Here is a 23,221-nt window from a genome sequence, read left to right as displayed (position 1 = left end):
AGGCTGGCGCCGCCGCGAACGAATCCGAGAGTTTAAAACAAGCCCACCCCATGCCGAAGCTCGATCGATACCTGCTTAGCGATTTCACCCAGAGCTTCCTGGCCACCTTGATCGTGCTGCTGGTCGTCAGCGTCGGCGGTGTGCTGGTGGATATCCTCGGCAATATCGCCGATGGCCGCATCCCTGCTCGCTTGCTGCTGTCTCAGGTGGGCCTGCAATTCGTTGCGTATCTGCCGATCATCCTGCCGTTGGCGCTGATGCTGGGGCTGTTATTGGCACTGGCGCGGCTGTACCGCGATTCAGAAATGGCCGTCATCACCGCCATCGGTGTGGGCCCGCGGCGCATGTTGCGGCCGATGCTGATGCTGGTGGTGCCGGTGGTGGTGGTGATCGGGCTGTGCTCGCTGTGGCTGGGCCCCTGGGCCAGCCGCACCGCCGAGACCATGCTGGAAGACGCCAACCGCAGCATCGTGATGGCCGGCCTGGAGTCGGGCAAGTTCACCCCGCTGTCCGGTGGCGGCGTGGTGTACCTGACCACGATCTCGGCCGACGGCAAGGGCCTGGGCAAGGTCTTCATGCAGCGCCAGAAGGACGACCGCATCGATGTGGTCACCGCCGACCGCGGCGCGATGTTCTTCGAAGGCAAGGCCGACCGTTATCTGCGCCTGGAGGACGGTTACCGCATCGAAGGCCCGGCCGCCGGCAACACCCTGGACTACCGCCTGATGAAGTTCGCCAGCAACGATGTGGCCTTGCCCGACCGGACCCAGGTGCACGATGCCAACGATCCGGAAGTGATGTGGACCACGCAGCTGCTGTCGGACCAGCGCCCGGCCGCGCGCGCGCAGCTGCATGAGCGCCTGGCGCCGCCGCTGCTGGCGCTGGCCTTCGCGCTGCTGACCCTGCCGCTGTCGCGCAGCGCGCCACGGCAGCAGCGGTATGGCCGGATCATGCTGGCCTTCCTGGCGTACATGGTGGGCACCAATCTGATGATCGTCGGCACCCAGTGGATCGCCAATGGCAAGACGCCGGCCGCGCTCGGTCTGTGGTGGCTGACCCTGCCGCTGCTGGCGGTGGCGATCTGGGCGTATGCGCGCGATGGCCGCGTGCGTCGGCCGAGGGTGCGCGCATGAGGCTGATGCCGCGGGTGCATGACTGGTACATCGGGCGCGCGGTGTTGTTCACCGTGCTGCTGACGTGGGCGGTGCTGCTGGGCCTGGACCTGGTCAACGCCTTTGCCAGCGAGGCCAAAAGCATCGGCCAGGGCAGCTACAGCTTTGGCCATGCGGTGGCCTATGTGGCCTATACCGTGCCGCGCCGGGCCTACACCTTGTTTCCCACCGCGGCGGTGATCGGCGCCTTGATGGGCCTGGGGCAGCTGGCGGCAACGTCCGAGCTCACCGCGCTGCGCGCGCTCGGCGTGTCGCGCAAGCGTATGTCGGCCTCGGTGGTGGCGGCCATGGCGCTGCTGACCGCCACCATGGTGATCAGTGGCGAGACGGTGGGGCCGTGGGCACAGAACCAGGCCGATACCCTCAAGACCAGCGCCCGCTACAACAGCAACATGGCCGGCTCGCGCTATTCCGGCCTGTGGGCGCGCGAGGGCGACACCTTCCTCAATGCGCTCAGCGGCGAAGAGAAGCTGCTCGACGGCGGCGGCACCGCGCTGGACCTGCACGATGTGCGGCTGTACCACCTCGATGCCAGCGGCCGCATGCAGCAGCTGACCTATGCGGCACTGGCCGAGAACCGCAATGGGACCTGGACGCTGCGCCAGGTGCGCCGCGACACCTTCCAGGAACGCTCGGTGCAGCGCGAAACCTTCCCCGAGCTGCCGTGGCAATCCCAGCTCAGCCCGGCGGCGCTGGCGGCCGGGCTGGCCAAGCCGCGCAACCTGTCCGCGCGTGATCTGGAACAGAGCATCGAGTACCGCCGCCGCAACGGCCTGGACGCGCGCGACTACGAAGACCAGTACTGGAGCCGCTGGTTCTATCCGCTCAACGTCCTGGCGCTGTGCCTGGCGGCGATTCCGTTCTCGTTCGGTTCGCTGCGTAGCGGCGGCCTGGGCAAGCGGCTGTTCCTGGGCATCCTGTTCGCGCTGGGGTTCTGGCTGCTGCAGCTGTTCTTCGGCCGCATGGCCGGCGCGCTCAAGCTGGATTACCGCATCGCCTACGCGCTGCCGCCGATGGTGATGCTGGGCGTGTCGGCATGGCTGTTCCGACGGCGCAGTAGCTGACGCCGATGCGTCGGTTCAGCGTCGGTGGAGCCGTGTTCTGCCTGCTCTGAGCAGCGGTTGCCGCTCTATGCGTGTAGGCGGTCAGTACGTCGCATGACCGCCGCACTCCTGCGGCGCCTGCCGTAAAGATCGGCAAAAGGCCGGCCTGGTCGTTTCAGCGTTTGGGCGTGCGCTGCAGCCGGGTACCACTGGCGCGGTCGTGCCAGGCCAGGCGGTCGCGGTCCAGCCAGGCCCACCAGAATCCTGCGCCAGCCAAGGCCAGCGACAGCGTGCCGACGGCATAGCGGACCCAGAGCGCGCGCCAGGTGGCTTGCGGCCCGACCAGCGACAGCCGCCACGGGCGCATGCCCAGGGTCTGGCCACCCCGTCGCCAGCTGACGGTGGCGTACACCCCGGCGGCGATCCAGCAGCACAGCCACAACAGCCATTGCCAGCCGCTGAAGGGGGCGATGTTTTCGCGGGCCGGGTGCCCGGCAAGCGTGAAGCCCAGCGTGAACGCGGCGGAGATCAGCATCCATAGTGCCAGGACCGGCCAGGCGTCGTAGCACAGGGCCAGCAGGCGCCAGACCACCAGGGCGGGCGGTCGCGCGCTGCGCGGTGAAGGGGGCGAGGTCATGCCGCGAGCATAGCCGGCGCAGCCGATCGGGCAACGTCGCGCTGCGGCAATCCCGCGCCGGGCCGGGCCTGTGCGTCGAGGCGGGAGCGATGTGGTGGGTGGCTTGTCGAGGCAAGCCGCACCGCCAATCCCGCGCCTGGCCAACACGGCGCGCCGCAAATCGCATGTCACGCTCTATGCTGTTGCGATGTCAGCCAGCAGTCCCGCCGAACGTCGCCAACTGGCGCAACACCTGCCACCGGTGCAGGCCGCCGATGCCGCCGCCATCGAACGCTTCCTGGACCGGTTATGGGCCGAGCAGGGCGTGGCACGGCAGACCCTGGACAGTTACCGACGCGACCTGGAAGGCCTGGCGCGCTGGCGCGACGGTGCCGGCGGCGGCCTGCTGGGTGTCGATCGGGCGGCGTTGTTCGACTATCTGCGCTGGCGCGCTCAGGCCAATTACTCCCCACGCAGCACAGCGCGGCTATTGTCGACGCTGCGGGCGTTCTACGCGCTGTGCCTGCGCGATGGGGTACGCAGCGACGACCCGACGGCGCTGATCGACCCACCAAAGTTGCCCCGTAGCTTGCCCAAGGCGCTGACCGAAACGCAGATCGAGGCGCTGTTGGCCGCGCCCGCGATCGACACGCCGCTGGGCCTGCGCGACCGCGCAATGCTCGAGCTGATGTATGCGGCCGGCCTGCGCGTCAGCGAACTGGTCAACCTGCCGGCGGTGGGAGTCAACCTGCGCCAGGGCGTGCTACGGGTCACCGGCAAGGGCAGCAAGGAGCGGCTGGTGCCGCTGGGCGAGGAATCCCAGCACTGGCTGGAGCGGTATCTGAGCCAGGCGCGCCCGCTGCTGGCCAGCCACAAGGCGGTGGCGGCAGTGGACGGGCAGGTGCCGTTGTTCATCGATGCAGCGCGGCAGCCACCCAGCCGCCAGCAGTTCTGGGCGCTGGTCAAACGCTATGCGGCGGTGGCCGGGATCGACCCCGCCACGGTGAGCCCGCACGGGCTGCGGCACAGCTTTGCCACCCATCTGCTCAACCACGGTGCGGACCTGCGCGCGCTGCAGATGCTGCTGGGTCACAGCTCGCTGTCCACCACGCAGATCTACACCCTGGTGGCGCGTCAGCACCTGCAGAAGCTGCACGCCGCCCATCATCCGCGCGGCTGACTGCGGCTGCAGGCGCCGCGGCGGCCCGCCGTGGCCCATTCAGCGGCTCGGCCGGTAAACAAAGCATTCCGCTCGCTGCCTGGCTTCATCTGCGCTGTGCGAGAATCCAGGCACCCCATTCCACTGGATGCGTGAATGTATCGTCTTGCCATCGCCGCGCTGCTGGGCGCAATCAGCCTTACCGCCTGCGCGCAATCCTCGCAGCCTGCGGCAAGCAACGCCGGCGCCAAGCCAGCCGCCGCCGCCCCTGCCGCTGCGGGCAATGTGGACCAGCGTGTGAGCGTCGCGCTCAAGGCGCTGGATCCGGATTTCAAGCCGGACTACATCGGCGCCGCGCCGTTTCCCGGTTTCCGCGAAGTGGTGGTCGGCGGGCAGGTGCTGTACGTCAGCGACGACGGCCGTTACCTGATCCAGGCGCAGCCGTTCGACATCCAGAACAAGCAGTTCGCTGCCAGCCCGGGCCTGCTGGCCTACCGCCGCAAGCAGCTGGAGACCGTGCCCAAGGCCGACCGCATCGTGTTCGCACCGGCAAACCCCAAGTACACCGTGACGGTGTTCACCGACGTGGAATGCGGCTACTGCCGCAAGCTGCACAGCGAGATCGGCGAACTCAACAAGCAGGGCATCGCGGTGGAATATCTGGCGTTTCCGCGCATGGGCCTGGGCAGCCAGGACCACAAGGAAATGATCGCGGTGTGGTGCGCGGCCGACCGCAAGCAGGCCCTGACCGCGGCCAAGTCCGGGCAGCCGGTGAATGCCAAGGACTGCAAGAACCCGGTGTCGATGGAATACACGCTGGGCCAGCGTCTGGGCGTCAATGGCACCCCGGCGATCTTTGCGCCGGACGGCACCCAGCTCGGTGGCTACCTGCCGCCGGCGCAGCTGCGTGAGGCGCTGGAAAAGCGCGCGGTCAGCACTGCCGGCGGCAGCCGCTGAGGTATCCCGCAGCTGAGCCGGGATGCTGGCCGCTGCGGCGGTCGGTGTGATCGATCAGGAGGCCGGAATGCATGCATTCCGGCCTCCTGCGTTTCAGGGGCGGGCTGGCTGCACGGTTGATGCGGTGAGAGCGGCGGTGGACCGGTGGTGGCTAGCGCTGTGGACGTTGCTACCGCGCTGCGACCCGGCCTAAGCGCGGGCGTGCGCGTGACTCCCTGCCGGCATCGCCATCCGCCTTCGCCGTTGCCGCATCGGCCGGCACGCGCCGAATCCGGCCCGGGCTGTGCGAATGATCACTGCATGGATCGGCGGCCCACCCACGCCGGGTCCGGCGCCGACGCATCAGCTCCGTTACAATCTGCAGCCCCGTTTCTGACACGGTTCCCCGGACATGATGGTCCTCGAGGGCGCTTCCGCCCTTTCGCCGTTCCGCCGCGCTCGGCTCGAAACCCGCCTGCAAACCCTCGTTCCCGCGCTGCGCATCACCGGCGCCTGGCACGTGTACTTCATCCGCGCCGAGGCCGGGCAAGCGCCCGACCAGGCCACCTTGCAGCGGATCCTGCAGGCCGAAGCCGCCCCCGCGCCGCGGGCCGAGGATGCCTCCTCGTGCTATGTGGTGCCGCGTCTGGGCACCTTGTCGCCGTGGTCGAGCAAGGCCACCGAACTGGTGCGCGGGGCCGGGCAGCCGATCCAGCGCGTGGAGCGCGGCACCCGCATCGATCTGGCCGGCTGGCCGGCCGACGAAGCGATGCAGGCCGCCGTGGCCAAGCTGCTGCACGACCCGATGACGCAGTCGCTGCTCGGCTCGGCCGCGGCCGCCGAGGCGCTGTTCAACGTGCCCGATCGCGGACAGTTGCAGCGCGTGCCGCTGGCGGCGCTGGAACAGGCCAACCGCGACCTCGGCCTGGCGCTGGCGCAGGACGAGATCGACTACCTGCGCGAACGCTTCGCCGAGCTGGGCCGCGACCCGGCCGATGTCGAGCTGATGATGTTCGCCCAGGCCAATTCCGAGCACTGCCGGCACAAGATCTTCAATGCCAGCTGGACCATCGACGGCAAGCCGCAGGAACGCTCGCTGTTCCGCATGATCAAGCACACCCACCAGCAGACCCCGCAGCACACCTTGTCGGCCTACAGCGACAACGCGGCGGTGGTGGAAGGCGTGCCGGCCGCGCGCTATCGGCCGGATCCGGCCAGTGGCGAGTACCGTGCCGAGGCGGTGCTGCCGTCGGCGTTTGCGATCAAGGTCGAAACGCATAACCACCCCACCGCGATCGCGCCGTTTCCCGGCGCTGCCACCGGTGCCGGTGGCGAGATCCGCGACGAAGGCGCCACCGGCCGCGGCGGCAAGCCCAAGGCCGGGCTGACCGGGTTCACGGTGTCGCACCTGCGCATCCCGACCCTGCCGCAGCCGTGGGAGGCGCCGCGCGCGCTGAACCCGCGCATGGCTCCGGCGCTGGACATCATGCTCGACGGCCCGCTCGGCGGCGCCGCGTTCAACAACGAATTCGGCCGGCCGAACCTGCTCGGCTATTTCCGCAGTTTCGAGCTTGCCGAAGGTGAGGGCCTGACCCGCGCCTACGACAAGCCGATCATGCTGGCCGGCGGCCTGGGCGCGATCGATCGCAATCAGGTCGAGAAGCTGCGCCTGCAGCCCGGCGATGCGGTGATCGTGCTGGGTGGCCCGGCGATGCTGATCGGCCTGGGCGGCGGTGCGGCCAGCTCGGTGGCGGCCGGCGACAGTGCCGAGGCGCTGGATTTCGCCAGCGTGCAGCGCGAAAACCCGGAGATGGAGCGCCGCTGCCAGGAGGTCATCGACCGCTGCGTGGCGCTGGGCACCGACAACCCGATCCGCTGGTTCCACGACGTGGGCGCGGGCGGCCTGTCCAACGCCATCCCCGAGTTGCTGCACGACTCCGGCGTGGGCGGCATCATCGACCTGGGCCGCGTGCTCACCGACGACCCCTCGCTGTCGCCGCTGGAACTGTGGTGCAACGAATCGCAGGAGCGCTACGTACTGGGCGTACCGCAGGCACGCCTGGACGAATTTGCCGCCATCTGCGCGCGCGAACGCTGCCCGTTTGCCGCCGTCGGCGTGGCCACGGCCGAGGAGCGGCTGGTGGTTGGCTATGGCGTGTTTGGGGACGGGATTGGGGAGTCGGGATTCGAGATTCGCAAAAGCGATTCATCAGTTGCCGGGTCCGCCGTTGCTTCCAACCAATCCCCAATCCCCAATCCCCAATCCCCGCTCCCGATCGACCTGCCGATGGACGTGCTCTTCGGCAAGGCACCGAAGATGCATCGCGATGCGGTGCATCCGCCGGCGCCGCAGTGGCCGGTGCTGCAGACCGCCGCGCTGGACCTGCAGCAGGCCGGCCAGCGCGTGCTGGCGCATCCCACGGTGGCGTCCAAGAGCTTTCTGGTGACCATCGGCGACCGCAGCGTGGGCGGCCTGACCGCGCGCGAGCAGATGATCGGGCCGTGGCAGCTGCCGCTGGCCGATTGCGCGATCACCCTGGCCGGCTTCGACACCTTCGCCGGCGAGGCGATGTCGATCGGCGAGCGCACCCCGCTGGCGTTGTTGAACGCCGCCGCGTCGGCGCGCATGGCGGTGGGCGAGGCGATCACTAACCTGTGCGCCGCGCCGGTGCAGACGCTGGACAGCATCAAGCTGTCGGCCAACTGGATGGCCGCCGCCGGTCACGCCGGCGAAGACGCGCTGCTGTACGACGCCGTGCGCGCGATCGGCATGGAGCTGTGCCCGGCGCTCGAACTGAGCGTGCCGGTGGGCAAGGACTCGCTGTCGATGCAGGCGCAGTGGGTTGTCGGGAATGGAGAATCGGGAATCGGGAATGGCGAAACGCCGCAGCCCTCCGCCGTTGCGAATCCCCAATCCCCACTCTCCAATCCCATCGCCCACAAGAGCGTTTCACCGGTCTCGCTGATCATCAGTGCATTCGCGCCGGTCGGCGATGTGCGCACGCAGTTGACGCCGTTGTTGCGCAGCGACGAAGAGAGCGAGCTGTGGTTGATCGGGTTGGGCGGCGGCAAGCAGCGCCTGGGCGGTTCGGTGCTGGCGCAGGTGTATGCCGACGCTGCGGCATTGCCGGCGTTCGGCGGCGAGGTGCCGGATCTGGACGATGCGCAGCGGCTGCGCAGCTTCTTTGAACTGATCCGCGCGGCGCGCGAGAGCGGCCTGTTGCTGGCGTACCACGACCGCAGCGATGGCGGTGCGTTTGCGGCGCTGTGCGAGATGGCGTTCGCCTCGCGGCAGGGCCTGGACATCACCCTCGATGCCTGGGGCGACGATGCATTCCGCAGCCTGTTCAACGAAGAACTGGGCGCGGTGGTGCAGATCGCCAGCGAGGACCGCGCCGCGTTCGCCGATCTGGTCGAGCGGCACGCGCTGACCGAGTGCGCGCAGCGCATCGCACGCCCCACCGGCGCGCCGCGCATCCGCGTGAGCGGGCAGGGCCGGGTGCTGGCCGAGTGGCGTTGGGAAGCCTTGTTCGACGCCTGGTGGTCGGTGACGCACGCCATGCAGAAATTGCGCGACAACCCGGAAACCGCCGACGAGGAGCGCGCGCAGGCACGCGACTTCCAGGCGCCGGGATTGCGTCCGAAGCTGGTGTTCGACCCGTCCGAAGACGTGGCCGCGCCGTTTGTGGCGACCGGTGCGCGGCCCAAGGTGGCGATCCTGCGCGAGCAGGGCGTCAACGGGCAGATCGAGATGGCCTACAACTTCGAACGCGCCGGTTTCCGTGCGTTCGACGTGCACATGAGCGACCTGATCGAAGGCCGCGTGGATCTGGCGCAGTTCTCCGGGTTTGCCGCCTGTGGCGGCTTCAGCTACGGCGACGTGCTGGGTGCCGGGCGTGGCTGGGCCACCTCGATCCTGGAGCGCTCGGCCTTGCGCGACGCGTTCGCCGCGTTCTTTGCGCGCAGCGATACCTTCGCGCTGGGTGTGTGCAACGGCTGCCAGATGCTCAGCCAGCTCAAGGACATCATTCCCGGTGCCGAGCATTGGCCGCGCTTTTTGCGCAATCGCAGCGAGCAGTTCGAAGCGCGCACCGCCTTGCTGGAAGTGGTGGAGTCGCCGTCGATCTTCCTGCGCGGCATGGCCGGTTCGCGGATCCCGGTGGCGGTGGCGCATGGCGAAGGCCGCGCCGAGTTCGACACCGTGGTGGATCAGGCGGCTGCCCGTGTGGCCCTGCGCTTCATCGATGGCGATGGCGCGGTGGCATCGCAGTACCCGCTCAATCCGAACGGCTCGCCGGACGGCATCACCGGCCTGACCAGCAGCGACGGCCGCGCCACCATCCTGATGCCGCATCCGGAGCGCACCCCGCGTACGGCAAACCTGAGCTGGCACCCGGCCGACTGGGGCGAGGACTCGCCGTGGCTGCGGATGTTCCGCAACGCGCGGGTCTGGTGCGGTTGAGGGTGCGGAGGTGTGCGGCGTGAGCTGAAGCGCCGTACCCACCGTGTCATTGGACGGCCGTGTGCAGCGATGCACACGGCCGTTGTCGTTTCCGGTGTCGGAGCTGCGCGACGGCCTGCGGTGGTATCGAGTCCTTCGACCGTTGCCGCGAGCGGCGTGGCGATGCGTGGTGCTTTATGAGCAAGAAAATGCATGGCCGCGTTTGGGTCGACTGCAGGCTCCCAAGGAGTCGGGCTCGCCTGCAACAGCTGCCAATGGCAGCCACGTCCTTGCACGCAGCGCGCGCAGCGGCAGGACACTCGAGAAAAACGCGGTTTTCCAGCCTGGCCTGCGGCCAGCACAAGGCTTGTCGCCATCACGTTGCATGCGTTGCCGATGAGGGCGAACGCCTGCGGTCGCATTGGCGCTGTTGCGATGAACTGCATTTAGTAAAGGTCGAAACATGGTTTACTTTAAGTAACTATAAAAACTACTAGGTATTTAGTAGAGGTATCTGGTGATGCTGCTTGTGTGACGTCAATCTCAATTGAACTTTTGGTTTTTCAATAGATTAAGACCACGTTATGAATCTTCGATTCATGGCGTTTCTGTAGCACTTTATGGATTGATCGTGGATGCTTTTGCGCGGGTAGTTCCCGCTGCAGAAGCAGGGCGAGTGCGTTTTCGATAAACCTCAGGGGGACCGTGCGATGCAATCGCACGGTGGTCGGTTTTTACATGCCAGACCAATGGGGAGTAAGTCGTTAATGAAGCGAATTCAATTAGATGCCGGTGGTGAGCAGCGTGCTCATTGCCGAACGGTAAGGCTTGCCCGCGATACGGGAAATCAAGCGTTATATCGATCTGCGGGGCATGCGCGCGGCAGGCTGGCGGCGGCAATGCTGCTGGCGCTTGCCGGCATGGCTGGAGTTGCCCATGCCACGACCACGCAAGCCGACGCGCTTGCCCATTGCACGGTCGTCCAAGGCCAACAGCGTTGCGACACCGATGTGGCGACAAGCGACAGCGCCGCGCCTGCAACAGCGAGCGCGCAAGCAGCGGCAACGCCTGCGGCAGATGCCGATGCACCGGCGTTTGCGGATGGGCAGGATGCGCTGGCCCTGGGCAATGCGAGCAATGCGCTGGGCGATGGAACCAGCGCGTTCGGCGGCGGAAGCCTGGCATTGGAGCGCGACGCCACCGCGATCGGACATAACGTGTCGGCCGCAGGGGAATCGGCAACCGCCGTCGGCAGCGTGGCAACGGTCTACGACTACGACGCATCCGGATTTGTCATCGGGCAACGCGAACAGGCCACGCAGGCGTCCGGTGTGGGGGCCACCGCCGTCGGCGGCGGTGCAGTGGCTGGGGATCCGTTTTCCAGCGCCGTTGGCAGCGGCGCCAGCGCCACTGGCGTGCAGAGCGCGGCGGTGGGTTATCGCGCACAGACCTTCAACGATGGCGCCACCGCGATCGGCGGTTTGTCCACGGCCAGTGGTTTTCTTTCCACCGCCGGCGGCTACAGTTCGCGTGCCAGCGGAGACACGTCCACGGCCTTCGGTTACCGGGCGCGCAGCCAAGGCAGCAGCAGTATCGCGGTGGGCGATACCGCATTGGCCAGTGGCGTGCAGAGCGTGGTGGTCGGTGGCATCAGCAACTTCGGCTCGATCACCGCTGCCACCGGAACAGGCGGCATCGCGCTCGGCGCAGGTGCGCAGAGCCAGTCCGATTATGCGATTGCCATTGGCTACGATTCCAACATCTTTCCCAATGCGCCAGGCAATACCGATGCAGTGGCGATCGGCCATAGTGCCGGTTCGTTCGCGCCACGCACGGTGTCGCTGGGTGGTTTCGCCTTGGCGATGGGCGATGGTGGTATCTCGATCGGTCACGACAGCACCGCCTACACTGAAAACAGCATCGCGTTGGGCGCACGTGCCGGCACCTCGTGGTTCAACGGCAACAACACCGCGATCGGTGCAGATTCCGAAACCAATGGCATCGATGCGGTGGCGATCGGCTATGGCGCGCGTGTGGGCGATTTTGTCGACGATGCCTGGAACCGCTCTGCCTCCAGCGCCGTCGCACTGGGCGCGCATTCCTACGCGAACCGCAGCAATACGGTATCGGTTGGCGATGTGCAGGCGGGGCTGACGCGGCAGATCACCAGCGTGGCGGCAGGCACCGAGGCCAATGACGCAGTCAATGTCGCCCAACTCGACAGCGTGCGTGCGGTGGCCGACCGTCTCGACAGCACGCTGGCCATTGGCAAGACCGATACGGACGAAGTCGCTGCCCATGTCGACGGACTCAATGCGCTGGCGTTGGGGAGCGCCAGCAACGCGATCGGCGATGGTGCCAACGCGCTGGGCTCGGGCAGTCTGGCACTCGGGCGCGATGCCGTGGCCGTCGGCCGCAACGCCAGCGCGGCCGATGCCTCGGCCGTTGCAGTGGGTGGCGTCGCGTCCGTGCCGGTGTTCGATGCGGCGGGTTCCATCGTCGGCGCGCAGGAACAGGCCACCTTGGCCCAGGCGCGCGGTGCAGCGGCGCTGGGCAGCGGGGCGATTGCCACGCGCAGCTTCGCCACCGCGGTCGGCACGGGGGCAGCGGCCAGCGGCGAGCAATCGATGGCGGCGGGATTCAGCGCACGTGCGCAGGATGATGTCGCCACCGCGGTGGGCGCGTTCTCGACCGCGCGCAGTACGGCGGCGTCGGCCTTCGGTTTTGGTGCGCGGGCCGACGCGAGCATGACCACGGCGGTGGGCTTCAATGCCTCCAGTCTTGGCGAGAGCAGTGTTGCCGTGGGCAGTCTGGCGGTTGCCGCCGGCGAGCGCAGCGTGACGCTCGGCGGCATGTCGCTGATCAGCTCCACGCTCAGGCCGGCGGGTGCGTTCCGGGTCGGTGGCGTTGCCATCGGCGCAGGTGCGCGCAGCGACGGCGATTACGCCGTTGCGCTCGGCTACAACGCCAACGTGTTCTCCAACGACAACAATACCGACGCGGTGGCGATCGGCCATAGCGCCGCGTCGTTCGCTCCGCGCACGGTGTCGCTGGGGGCATTGGCATCGGCCGAGGGCGCGGAGGGCATCGGCATCGGCTATGACGCGCGTGCCACCTCCAGCAGGAGCATCGCGATCGGGAGCGGCGCCAATACGTCGATCCTCTATGGCGACAATATCGCGCTGGGAACCAACGCCAAGGCGGATGCGCCCGATGCGATTGCGATCGGGCGCAATGCCAACGTGGGCGTGTTCGTCGGTGAAACGGGCAGCGCGGCGGTGGCATTGGGCGTGCAATCCAATGCGCTGGGCAACAACAGTCTGGCAGTGGGCTACAACGCGTTTACCCGCGAGGGTGGCCGTGACGCTGTCGCACTCGGTGCCAATGCCGGCGCCAGCGGTGCCGATTCGGTGGCGCTGGGCGCAGGTTCGCGCAGCTACGAGGCCAACGTGGTGTCGGTGGGCAACGGCAATGGCCGCGGCGGCCCGGCCACGCGCCGCATCGTCAACGTTGGCGCCGGCGCGATTGCCGATGCCAGCCTGGAGGCGATCAACGGCGGCCAGCTGTTCCAGTCGTTGAGCAATGCCGCCAGCTTCCTCGGCGGTGGTGCGGCGATCGGTGCGCAGGGCGTGTTCGTTGCACCGACCTACGTGATCCAGGGCAGCAGTTACCGCAATGTGGGCGAGGCACTGACTGCGCTGGACAGCAAGGTCAGCGAGCTGGATGCGCGTGGTGGTACGGCGACGCCTGGCACTGCGGTGCGTTCGGTTGCGGCGCGTTCGGCGACGGCGCTAGCCCCGGCTCCGGAAGCCTCGACTGTCGCCACTACCGCAGATGCGATAGACGATGGCCTGCTGTCGACATCGCTGGCGGCTGACGGCATGGCCGACAGCGCGGTGTCTTCCGTCACTGCAACGGCGAGCGGGCTTGCCGCAAGCAACGCGGTCTTAGGCACGCCGACCGCCGCAGTGGTCGGCAGCATCACCCCGGCCGCAACGTCCACCGCCGTCGGCACGGCCGCAGTGGCCAACCACGTGACCAGTACCGCAATCGGCGGCAGCGCGTATGCGCATGGCCCCAACGACACCGCGATCGGCAGCAATGCACGCGTCAATGCCGATGGCAGCACCGCGGTCGGCGCCAACACGCAGATTGCCGCGGTGGCGACCAATGCGGTGGCGATGGGCGAAGGCGCGCAGGTCAGTGCGGCCTCCGGCACGGCGATCGGCCAGGGCGCACGTGCCAGTGCGCAGGGTGCGGTCGCGCTAGGTCAGGGCTCGGTTGCCGATCGTGCCAACACGGTGTCGGTGGGCAGCGTCGGCGGCGAGCGTCAGGTGGCCAATGTGGCCGCCGGCACGCGTGCCACCGATGCGGTCAACAAGGGCCAGTTGGACAACGGCGTTGCCGCGGCCAACAGCTATACCGACAGCCGCTACAACGCGATGGCCGATAGCTTCGAGACCTACCAGGGCGATATCGAAGACCGTCTGCGCCGGCAGAACCGTCGCCTGGATCGTCAGGGCGCGATGAGCTCGGCGATGTTGAACATGGCCGCCAGCGTCGGTGGTATCGCCACACAGAACCGCGTCGGTGCCGGCGTCGGTTTCCAGAACGGCGAATCGGCGTTGTCGGTGGGCTACCAGCGTGCGATCAGCCCGCGCGCCACCCTGACGGTGGGCGGCGCACTCAGCGGTGACGACCGGTCGATCGGCCTGGGTGCCGGCTTCGGCTGGTAGCGCAGGTCTTGCCATCGCAGCGGCTGCGCTCGCGGCGGCTGCGTGCTCACTCATTTGCATTTCATCTTGAAGAGGACGTCAGCGTGATTCAGACCCATCGTTCCCGAACCCTCGCCATTGCCTGCAGCGCAGTGCTGTCGCTCGCCGGCGGCATCGCCAACGCGGCCACACCGGACGCCAGCATGCGCACTGCGCAACAGCTGCAGGCCATGCGCGATGCACCGGTCGACGCCATCATCGTCACCTATCGCAGCGGCACAGTGAGCGCGCGCAACGTCGGCGCAGCGTCCACGGCCACCATCACTGCAGCGGCATCACGCGCGGCAGTGCGCCTGGCACCGGCCGCCCGCAGCGGCGCGCAGGCGGCGCCGACGCATGTGCGCACCCTCGCGGTGGGCGGAGAGTTGATCCGGTTGCCCACGCAACTCAGTCGCAGCGACGCCGACCGCCTGGTGCGCGAGCTGCAAGCCGATCCGGCGGTGGAACATGCACAGATCGATGCACGCGCCTATCCGTTGCAGAGCAGCGGCGGCAGCTTGCCCAACGATCCACTGCTGGCGAGCAATCAATGGCATCTCACCGATCCGGTCGGCGGCATCGATGCGCCGGCGGCGTGGAAGACCGCGCAGGGCGAGGGCGTGGTGGTGGCGGTGATCGACACCGGCATCCTGCCGGCGCACCCGGATCTGGCCGGCAATCTGCTGCAGGGCTACGACTTCATCACCGATGCCGGCCGGTCGCGACGTCCGACCGATGCGCGCGTGGCGGGTGCGCTGGACCGTGGCGACTGGGAGGCCGAAGACGGCGAGTGCGGCATTTTTTCCGCGGCGCATGACAGCTCCTGGCATGGCACCCACGTGGCCGGCACGATCGCCGAGACCACCGGCAACGGCATTGGCGGTGCCGGTGTGGCCTACAAGGCCAAGGTGCTGCCGGTCCGCGTGCTCGGTCACTGCGGCGGTTCGTTCTCGGATATCAGCGATGCCATCGTGTGGGCGTCCGGCGGGCATGTGGAGGGTGTGCCGGACAATCGCGACCCGGCGGAAATCATCAACATGAGCCTGGGCGGCTTTGGCCCCTGCGATTCGGTCACGCAGGCGGCGATCGACGGTGCGGTGTCGCGCGGCACCACCGTGGTGGTGGCGGCCGGCAACGATGGCTCGGATGTGTCCAGTGCGGTGCCGGCCAACTGCGCCAATGTGGTGTCGGTGGCGGCCACCCGCCTGACCGGCGGCCTGGCGTACTACAGCAATTTCGGCAGCTTGATCGATCTGGCCGCGCCTGGCGGCGGCGCGCGCGATCTGGCAACCGACACCTTGTACGACGGCCCGATCGGCAGCTGGATCTGGCAGACCGGCTACACCGGCAAGACCACGCCCACGTCCGGCCAATTCGACTACATCGGGCCTGGCTTTGCCGGAACCTCGATGGCCTCCCCGCACGTGGCGGGGACGGCCGCACTGGTGCAGAGCGCGCTGATCGCCGATGGCAGGCCGCCGCTGACACCTGCGGCGCTGGAACGCCTGCTCAAGCGCAGTGCACGCGCGTTTCCGGTGCAGTTGCCGTTGAGCACGCCGGCCGGCAGCGGCATCGTGGATGCCGGCGCGGCGATCGATCGCGCACTGCGCCGCTGCGACAGCGGCGATCTGGGCTGCCAGCTGGATGCGCAGACGCTGCGCAACAGCGTGCCCGAGCGCGGCTTGTCCAATGTGGCCGGCGATGCCGGTGTATTCGCCTTCGAGGCGAACGCGGGTGCGGTGCTGAGCTTCATCAGCTTCGGCGGCAGCGGGCAGGCGGCGCTGTATGTCGCCTTGGGCCGCGCGCCGAGCGCGACCGACAACGACGGCATGTCCAGCCGCAGCGGAACCAGCCAGACGGTGCGCTTCACCGCACCGCGTGCCGGGACCTATTTCATCCGTCTCGACGGCAGCGGCTTCGATGGAGTGAGTCTGTTGGCGCGTCAGTGATCCGACACATGGCGGCGCGAGGGGGCGCTGACGTCGGTTTCCTGACGCAACGGTGCGGGCAAAACCGCTCTCGTCCTGCACCATGATGGGCTGAGTGGTCGGCGCGGGGAGCGCTGGTCCGATTCCTGACCTGTTCGGCGCGCCGTTTTGCGCAACCAAGCCTGCTGGCGTCCTGCCAGCGGGCTTTTTTGTCTGCTGCGGACATGCGCATTCAGCTTGGAAATGTCTCTCAAGACATGACCTAGATCGCTGTTTTCCAAAGAATTATCAAAAAACGAATAAAAGCAAGCAGAAGTGTGATGGAACGCACGCTCAGCTTCGCTTTCTGTCAAAAACTTGACGCCTGATTTGACCGCTGTTAACACTTCGCTCAGTTCTATGGTTGGGTAGCGTTCACTTTTTGACTACCCAGGGTGCAGCTTCCCGCGCACCGCCATTTGGCCCATGGCGCCAATCACCACGGGGAACCGCAGCGGCTGGAATGCCTCGCGATGGTGGGTGTTCGTCAAAAAACCAGTCCCAACATTCAGGAGCAGTGCGTCGATGAATCGGATTTATCGCAAGGTCTGGAACAAATCGTTAGGCGTGTGGGCCGTGGCATCGGAATTGGCCAGCGGCGACAGCCCGGGCGCAGTGAGCACCGCCGCATTCATCGACCGCCGCCAGAGCCGTTGCCTGGTTGCTGCGATCGCCCTGGCGCTGGGTAGCGCCGGCATCGCACTCCCCCTTTCTGCGATGGCGCAATCGGTCGAGGTCGGCCGCGGCGCATCGGCACCTGCCGCCAACGCCACTGCCGTCGGCGCCGGCAGCCGCGCCAGCGCCACCGGCGCGCTCGCCAGCGGTGCCGACAGCAGCGCCAGCGGCGTGAACAGCAGCGCGATCGGCCGCCAGACCAATGCGATCGGCGAGAACGCGGTGGCCATCGGTTACAACAGCTTCGTACGCCAGAGCGGCGAAAACGGCGTCGCGCTGGGTGCAAACGCCGGGGTGACCGGTGCCAACTCAGTGGCGCTGGGCGCAGGCTCGCGCACCCACGAAGACGATGTGGTGTCGGTCGGCAGCGGCAATGGCCGCGGCGGCCCGGCCACGCGCCGCATCACCAATGTCGGCGCCGGCGTCAACGCCACCGACGCGGTGAACGTGGCGCAGTTGCGCGACGTGGCCGATGTGGCCGAAGACACGGCCACGTTCTTCAAGGCGACCCCGGGCGAAGACAGCGTCGGCGCCTATGTCGAAGGCGATAGCGCGCTGGCTGCCGGCGATGCCGCCAATGCGGTAGGCACGGCGACCACTGCGCTGGGAACCGGTGCCAATGCGGTGGCCGACAATGCCACTGCGGTCGGCGCCAATGCGCTCGCATCCGGGCAGAACAGCGCGGCATTCGGCCATAACGCGCAGGCCAACGGCCCTGGCAGCGTGGCCGTGGGCGGCGCTGCCGTGGACGAAGACGGCGAGCCGTTGGTCACCAACGGCGGCGTGCCGGTCACCACCGGCGCCACCAGTGCCGGCGTCGGCGGAACCGCAGTCGGCGCCAGCGCCAATGCCGATGGCTTCGCCGCCTCGTCGTTCGGCGTCGGTGCGTATGCGGCCGGGACGCAGTCTTCCGCGTTCGGTGCGGTAGCCAATGCGGCGGGCGATTACGCCACTGCGGTGGGCACGCAGACCAGCGCCAGCGGCACCAGCAGCACCGCTGTCGGTGGTCCGGTCGATTACATCCCGGGTCTGGGCTTCTTCGTACAGACCCAGGCCAGCGGCGAAGCCTCCACCGCGCTCGGCGCCGGTGCGATCGCATCGGGCAGCTACACCACGGCAGTGGGCACGCTCAGCGAAGCCTCCGGCACCGAAGCCACCGCGGTGGGTTACTTCGCCTATGCACCTGGCGAAGGTGCCACGGCAGTTGGCCCGGAATCCTGGGCCAGCGGCGAGCTGAGCACCGCGCTGGGTTACTACAGCACTGCACGCGGCGCCAACTCGGTGGCCTTGGGCGCCAATTCAGTGGCCACGCGCGCCAACACCGTGTCGGTGGGTGCGGCTGGCGACGAGCGTCAGATCACCAACGTCGCCGCCGGTACCGAAGGCAGCGATGCGGTCAATCTCGATCAGCTCACCGCCGTGTCCGACGTCGCCGCCACTACCGCACGCACGTTCGTGGCCACCGGCGATGGCACCGCGATTGCCGAAGGCGTGGACAGCGTTGCGGCCGGTTCCAATGCATCGGCTTACGAGGATTACAGCACTGCGCTGGGTTCGAGCAGCCTGGCGTCAGCGGTCAACACCACTGCGGTCGGCAGTGGTGCGGTGGCCAATGTCAACAATGCCACCGCGCTCGGCTTCAACAGTATCGCCAGCGACCGCTATGCCACCGCCGTGGGTGCCGACAGCACGGCATCGGGCTTCTATGGCACTGCAGTCGGCGGCACCAGCGTGGCCAATGGTCGTGGCGGTACCGCGATCGGTTTCGAAAGCATCGCCAATGGCCTCGAATCCACCGCACTCGGCTTTGCCAGCGTGGCCTGGGGCGACACCAGCACCGCCGTGGGTGCGGAAAGCACCGCCTACGGCGCGGGCAGCATCGCGGTGGGCATCACCTCGGCCGCCAGCGGCAGCGTTTCGGTCGCTATCGGCGACAACGCCTATGCCGGCGGTGCGCGTGCAATCGCCATCGGTTCGCAGTCAGTCGGGTATGGCGATCGCAGCATTGCGCTGGGCACCGAGGCAGTCGTCGAAGGCGCAGACAGCATTGCGATCGGCGACGGCGCGCGGATTGCGGTCGACAACAGCGTTGCGCTCGGCGTCGGCGCAGTGGCCGATCGCGCCAGCACGGTGTCGGTGGGCACGGTTGGCGGCGAGCGTCAGATCACCAATGTCGCTGCCGGTACCGAAGGCACCGATGCGGTCAATCTGGATCAGCTCACGGCAGTGTCCGAGGGCGCCGCCAACACCGCGCGCACGTTCGTCGCCACTGGTGACGGCACCGCAATTGCCGAAGGCGCCGACAGCGTTGCGGCAGGTTCCGATGCGTCGGCGCTCGCCGATAACAGCACGGCGCTGGGTGCCAGCAGTATCGCCAGCGGGCGCGGCGCAACCGCACTCGGTTATGAAAGCCTTGCCAACGGTGCTGCATCCACTGCGGTGGGTGTGGCCAGCGTGGCGTGGGGCCAGGGCAGCACGGCACTGGGTACCGACAGCGTGGCCTACGCCGACAACAGCGTGGCGCTGGGTGCCGGCGCGGTTGCCGATCGCGACAATACGGTGGCGGTTGGCAGCGTCGGTGGCGAGCGCCAGATCACCAATGTCGCCGCCGGTACCGAGGGTACCGATGCGGTGAACCTGGACCAGCTCAACGCAGTCGGCGAAACCGCCGAAACCACTGCGCGTCTGTTTGCCGGCACCGGCACCGGCACGGCCGATGCGCAGGGCGAGGACGCCACCGCATCCGGCTCCAACGCCACTGCGGACGGCGATTACAGCAGCGCGTTCGGTTCCAGCAGCCAGGCCACTGCGATCGGCGCCGTCGCCATCGGCAGCGGTGCCAGCGCCACCGCGCAGTACGCCAATGCAGCCGGCTACAACGCCGCTGCCAGTGGCTACGGCAGCATCGCCAACGGCGCCTTCAGTCAGGCCAGCGGGGATTACGCCGTGGCCGTGGGTGGCGAGAGCGAAGCCGCCGGCGCGCAGAGCACCGCGCTGGGTGCGGCGGCAGGTGCCTATGGCGATGGTTCCCTGGCCGCCGGCACGCTGAGCGTGGCCGATGGCAGCGAAACCACCGCAGTGGGCTATTTCGCCAGCGCCAGTGGCGAGTCGGCCACTGCGGTCGGCGCAGAAAGCGTGGCCGATGGCACCAGCGCGGCGGCGTTCGGCTTCGGTGCCGAGGCCACCTCCAACTACTCCACCGCCTTAGGCGGCTATTCCAGTGCGACCGGTTTCAACAGCACCGCGCTGGGCAATTTCAGCACCGCCAGCGGCTCCAATACCGTGGCAGTGGGTGGCGATGCCACCGCAACCGGCGACTACAGCGTTGCGGCCGGCCAGGGCAGCGTGGCCAGCGGCTACAACAGCGTGTCGGTCGGTGGCGCCCTGCTCGGCCTGTTGCCGACCGAAGCCTCCGGGGACTACTCCACCGCGCTCGGCGGCGCGGCATGGGCACCGGGCCTCAACAGCACCGCGCTCGGCAATTTTGCCGAATCCACCGGCGAAGGCAGCGTGGCGCTGGGTGCCGATTCGGTGGCCGATCGCGATTTTGCGGTCTCGGTGGGCAGCGCCGGCAACGAGCGTCAGATCACCAACGTGGCCGCCGGTACGCAGGGCACCGACGCGGTGAATCTGGATCAGCTCAACGCCGTTGCCGAAACCGCACAATCCACCAGCAAGTACTTCCAGGCCAGCGGCAGCGATGACAGCGATGCCGGCGCCTACGTCGAGGGCGACAACGCCCTGGCCGCAGGCGAGGGCGCCAATGCCACCGGTACCGGCGCCACGGCGTTGGGTGCCGGTGCGCAGGCGGTGGTCGATAACGCAACGGCGGTTGGCGTGAGTGCGCTGGCCAGCGGAACCGGCGCAGCGGCGGTGGGCAACAACGCCCAGGCCACCGGCGAAAACAGCAGCGCCGTCGGCAGCAATGCCCTGGCCAGCGATGTCGGCGCCAGCGCAAACGGTGCCGGCGCGCAGGCGATTTCGACCTATGCGACCGCGCTCGGCAGCGAAGCGGTGGCATCGGACAACCAGGCCACCGCGGCCGGTTTCCGCAGCACTGCCTCCAATGTCGGCAGCGCCGCCTTCGGTGGATACAGCGAATCCAGCGGCAGGCTGTCGTCGGCGCTGGGCTATGGTGCGGTGGCGTCCAGCGACTACAGCACCGCCGTGGGTGCCGCTGCACTGGCCTCCGGCGCAAGTGCAGTGGCCGTGGGCGAATTCAGCGAGGCCACCGGCGAAGAAAGCGTGGCCGTTGGCGGCAGCACGTTCTTCGGCTTCATCCCGGCGCGTGCCTCCGGCACCGGCGCTGCCGCATTCGGTGCGGGCGCGTGGGCCACGGCCGACTACACCACCGCCATCGGCTGGAATTCGTATGCCGACGGCGTCAATGCCACCGCGCTCGGCCAGAGCGCGGCGGCCCTTGCCGACAATACGCTGGCCCTGGGTGGCGGCAGCCGCGCCGATGCGGTCGGCGCCAGCGTGGTCGGTGTGGATGCGTCGGCAACCGGCATCAACAGCACCGGTGTCGGCCGTCAGGTCAACGTGATCGGCGAGAACGCGGTGTCGGTGGGCTACAACTCGTTCGTGCGCCAGAGCGCGGTCAATGGTGTGGCCCTCGGTGCCAACGCCGGTGCGACCGGTGCCGATTCGGTGGCGCTGGGTTCGGGGTCGCGCACCTACGAAGCCGACACGGTGTCGATCGGCAGCGGCAATGGCCGCGGCGGTCCGGCCACGCGTCGCATCGTCAATGTCAGCGACGGCCAGGCGGCGACCGATGCGGTCAACAAGGGCCAGCTGGATGCCCTGGCGGCCGATGTGCAGACCACCACCGGCATGGTGCAAACCACCGGTGAAGGGGTGGCCAGCGCAACCGGTGATCGCGCCACCGCAGCGGGCGCCGGCGCAACCGCCAGCGGCGCACGCAGCGTGGCGATCGCCTCCGGCAGCCGCGCCTCGGCCACCGGCGCCAGCGCCATGGGTGTGGACAGCAGCGCCAGCGGCGTGAACAGCACCGCGATGGGCCGGCAGACCAATTCCATCGGCGAAAACGGTGTGGCGTTGGGCTACAACTCCTTCGTGCGCCAGAGCGGTGCCAACGCGGTGGCGCTGGGTGCCAATGCCGGTGCCAGTGGTGCCGACTCGGTGGCGTTGGGCTCAGGCTCGCGTACCTACGATGCCAACGTGGTCTCGGTCGGTAGCGGCGATGGCCGCGGTGGCCCGGCCACGCGCCGCATCGTCAATGTCGGCAATGGTGCGATTGCCAGTGCCAGTACCGATGCGATCAACGGCGGCCAGCTGTTCCAGTCGCTCAGCAATGCCGCCAGCTTCCTCGGCGGTGGTGCAGCGATCGGTGCGCAGGGCGTGTTCGTTGCGCCGACCTACGTGATCCAGGGTGCCAGCTACAACAATGTCGGTGCGGCATTGACCGCGTTGGACAGCAAGGTCACCGAGCTGGATGCACGCGGTGGTACCGCAACGGCCAGCACAGCGGCACGCACGCTGTCGCTGCGCACTTCAGGGGTGCCTGCAGTGGCTGCGAGCGCAGTGAGCACGTCGGGCAACGCCGTTGCCGATACCGGCGCAGGCGTGCAGGGCACGCCGACCGCCGCAGTGGTCGGCAGCATCACCCCGGCTGCAACGTCTACCGCCGTGGGCACGGCCGCAGTGGCCAACCACGTGACCGGCACGGCGATCGGCGGCAGCGCGTATGCGCATGGCCCCAACGACACCGCGATCGGCAGCAACGCACGCGTCAATGCCGATGGCAGCACCGCGGTCGGCGCCAATACGCAGATTGCCGCGGTGGCGACCAATGCGGTGGCGATGGGCGAAGGCGCGCAGGTCAGTGCGGCCTCCGGCACGGCGATCGGACAGGGCGCGCGTGCGAGTGCGCAAGGTGCGGTCGCGCTGGGTCAGGGGTCGGTTGCCGATCGTGCCAACACGGTGTCGGTGGGCAGCGTCGGCGGCGAGCGTCAGGTGGCCAACGTGGCCGCCGGTACGCGTGCCACCGATGCGGTCAACAAGGGCCAGCTGGATAACGGCGTTGCCGCGGCCAACAGCTATACCGACAGCCGCTACAACGCGATGGCCGACAGCTTCGAGACCTACCAGGGCGATATCGAAGACCGTCTGCGCCGGCAGAACCGTCGCCTGGATCGTCAGGGCGCGATGAGCTCGGCGATGTTGAACATGGCCGCCAGCGTCGGTGGTATCGCCACACAGAACCGCGTCGGTGCCGGCGTCGGTTTCCAGAACGGCGAATCGGCGTTGTCGGTGGGCTACCAGCGTGCGATCAGCCCGCGCGCCACCCTGACGGTGGGCGGCGCACTCAGCGGTGACGACAGTTCGATCGGTGTGGGTGCCGGCTTCGGCTGGTAACACGCTGCCGCATGACACGCGGCGGCGCCGATGTGCGCCGCCGCGCCAGAGCAAGGCCTGAGGGGGCGGGCAAGGACCGT

9 protein-coding genes are annotated in these 23,221 nt (G+C 68.2%); 8 read left to right on the top strand and 1 reads right to left on the bottom strand.

What is annotated here, in order from left to right; genetic code table 11:
* Nucleotides 1–50: 50 nt before the first annotated feature.
* Nucleotides 51–1,133: an LPS export ABC transporter permease LptF gene (lptF, locus tag ACCQ04_RS16980; RefSeq protein ID WP_024939128.1), complete on the top strand. Its 1,083-nt coding sequence runs from the start codon at nucleotides 51–53 to the stop codon at nucleotides 1,131–1,133.
* Nucleotides 1,130–2,236, top strand: a complete 1,107-nt coding sequence (gene lptG, locus ACCQ04_RS16975; RefSeq protein WP_024939127.1) for an LPS export ABC transporter permease LptG — start codon at nucleotides 1,130–1,132, stop codon at nucleotides 2,234–2,236. Before lptF ends, lptG begins: the two co-directional genes overlap by 4 nt.
* A 154-nt stretch (nucleotides 2,237–2,390) precedes the next feature.
* Here the strand turns inward: lptG and ACCQ04_RS16970 are convergent, their stop codons facing one another.
* The gene (locus ACCQ04_RS16970; RefSeq protein WP_054592486.1) at nucleotides 2,391–2,852 is read right to left on the bottom strand and encodes an RDD family protein; all 462 of its coding nucleotides are present in this window, start codon (nucleotides 2,850–2,852) and stop codon (nucleotides 2,391–2,393) included.
* 187 nt (nucleotides 2,853–3,039) lie between these two features.
* Between ACCQ04_RS16970 and xerD the strand changes: the two genes are divergently transcribed.
* From xerD to ACCQ04_RS16940, 6 genes are all read left to right on the top strand, one after another.
* Entirely contained in the window at nucleotides 3,040–4,011 is a 972-nt protein-coding gene (gene xerD / locus ACCQ04_RS16965; protein WP_115511589.1) for a site-specific tyrosine recombinase XerD, read from the top strand.
* 135 nt (nucleotides 4,012–4,146) lie between these two features.
* The gene (locus ACCQ04_RS16960) at nucleotides 4,147–4,947 is read left to right on the top strand and encodes a DsbC family protein (RefSeq protein WP_024939124.1); all 801 of its coding nucleotides are present in this window, start codon (nucleotides 4,147–4,149) and stop codon (nucleotides 4,945–4,947) included.
* Between the two features lie 391 nt (nucleotides 4,948–5,338).
* Nucleotides 5,339–9,388 (top strand): phosphoribosylformylglycinamidine synthase, encoded by a 4,050-nt coding sequence (gene purL / locus ACCQ04_RS16955; RefSeq protein WP_372358571.1) that lies wholly within the window; start codon nucleotides 5,339–5,341, stop codon nucleotides 9,386–9,388.
* Nucleotides 9,389–10,266: 878 nt separating this feature from the next.
* Nucleotides 10,267–14,103, top strand: coding sequence for a YadA-like family protein (locus ACCQ04_RS16950; RefSeq protein ID WP_506191510.1), 3,837 nt, complete (start codon nucleotides 10,267–10,269; stop codon nucleotides 14,101–14,103).
* An 83-nt stretch (nucleotides 14,104–14,186) separates the two neighbouring features.
* Complete coding sequence (locus ACCQ04_RS16945; RefSeq protein ID WP_226427455.1) at nucleotides 14,187–16,070, top strand: S8 family peptidase; 1,884 nt, start codon at nucleotides 14,187–14,189, stop codon at nucleotides 16,068–16,070.
* Nucleotides 16,071–16,613: 543 nt separating this feature from the next.
* Nucleotides 16,614–23,141 (top strand): ESPR-type extended signal peptide-containing protein, encoded by a 6,528-nt coding sequence (locus ACCQ04_RS16940; RefSeq protein ID WP_226427454.1) that lies wholly within the window; start codon nucleotides 16,614–16,616, stop codon nucleotides 23,139–23,141.
* Nucleotides 23,142–23,221 lie beyond the last annotated feature (80 nt).

The organism is Xanthomonas sp. NCPPB 2866, assembly GCF_041475745.2.
Lineage (GTDB): Bacteria > Pseudomonadota > Gammaproteobacteria > Xanthomonadales > Xanthomonadaceae > Xanthomonas > Xanthomonas arboricola.
This window is presented reverse-complemented; position numbering and strand designations above follow the sequence as displayed.